This is a genomic window from Mesobacillus sp. (assembly GCF_049588175.1).
Classification (GTDB): domain Bacteria; phylum Bacillota; class Bacilli; order Bacillales; family Cytobacillaceae; genus Mesobacillus.
The window spans coordinates 1-1,504 of sequence record NZ_JBAVFI010000767.1; the positions used below are offsets into that span (position 1 = coordinate 1).

A 1,504-nucleotide genomic window follows, 5' to 3' on the forward strand; every position below is an offset into this window, starting at 1 on the left:
TCGATTCAATATGCTTTGCTACCTTTGTGCTATAGGTAAAATCACCATAGCAGTATGGATAGCGAAAGTTATTTTTATCCCCACCGCAATCGTAGGTTTGCGGATTTTTTTCCACCTGTATCATCGAAAACTTCTTCGCTAACTCCTCGCTGTGCCTCCCGCCATTCTTTGCAATAAAATCAATGTACCCAATGCCCATGTTATAGGACTGAATCACTGTCGGAAAATCCACTTGCATTTGATCCCCGTAATTTAGAGCTCTTTGAAAGTATTTGACCCCCTGCTGAATACTCTGTTTAGGATCTTTAATAGAATTGGGTGAAAGTCCGGCTGATTCAGAGGATTGCATCGGGTCACCGCCTTTTCCTTTACTCTCCTGCATCATTAAGGCAGCAACCGTTACAGTATGCTCATCAAGACCTACCTTTTTTAATTCTTCCTGAATATATGGAGTATATTTCGCCACTTCACCGATCGAACTATTTGCCCCACTGTTTATCTTTACTAAATTCTGGTTGAACAAATCTAGGAATCTATCAAGCAGGAAAAATCCAACAAAAACAGAACACAGCAGAATAACAATATTGAAGTTTCTTTGGACTTGTTTCTTCTTTTTGGGTTTCTTAGTGTTGTATTTCATGATTCTCTCCCAATTTCCAAACTCTTTTTTCTCTATTTTATAAAACAATGGCGTAAAATTACAAGGGACCTGCCGACATTCCAGCAGATCCCTTGGAAGTTATTCTTCATAAATCATTTTCCTTGTCATGCCGCCATCAATAATCAAATTCTGGCCATTGATAAAATCGTTTTCCTGGGCCGCCAGATAAAGGCAGGCTTTCGCTATATCCTCAGGTTTACCTACCCGGTTTGACCAGTGCTGAAGATGGTCCTTTTCCCGAAGTTCTTGATAATCTTCTGTCTGGATCCAACCCGGACTAATGCAGTTAACCGTGATTCCTTTTGCTTGAAGGGATGCAGCCAGCGCATGGGTCAATGCGACAATCCCGCCTTTAGAAGAAGCATATGCTTCTGAATTCGGTTCCGACATCGTCGCTCTGGTCGATGCCATATTGATGATCCTTCCTCCTTGAGTCATCCTTTTTGCCGCTTCACGTGATCCTATGAACACACTCCGAAGATTGGTAAAAACGACATCCTCCCATTCCTCAGTCGATAATTCAAATAAGGGCTTGAACCTTGAAACCCCTGCATTGTTAATTAAGATATCAATGGTTCCAAACTCATTGATGACCTTATCTAAAAGATTGATTATATCATCTTCTATCCTGACATCTGTCTGGTAGAATGCTGCTTTCCCTCCAGCCTCTTCGATCAGTCGAACGACTTCTTTTCCTTTTTCCTCTTCACGGTCGGCAATGCAAACATTCGCTCCTTCTTTTCCAAAAGCTTTTGCAATTCCTTTGCCGATTCCATTGGAACCACCGGTAATGATGACTGTTTTTCCTGTGAAATTTTTTAACAATTCTATTTCAATCCCTTC

General features: G+C 41.2%; 2 protein-coding genes. Both read right to left on the minus strand.

Features of this window, described 5'->3' with window-relative positions:
• A partial coding sequence (locus WB217_RS18540; RefSeq protein WP_423994802.1) for a lysozyme family protein occupies positions 1-640 on the minus strand: 640 nt, incomplete at its 3' end.
• 99 nt (positions 641-739) lie between these two features.
• Positions 740-1,486 (minus strand): SDR family NAD(P)-dependent oxidoreductase, encoded by a 747-nt coding sequence (locus tag WB217_RS18545; protein ID WP_423994803.1) that lies wholly within the window; start codon positions 1,484-1,486, stop codon positions 740-742.
• Positions 1,487-1,504 lie beyond the last annotated feature (18 nt).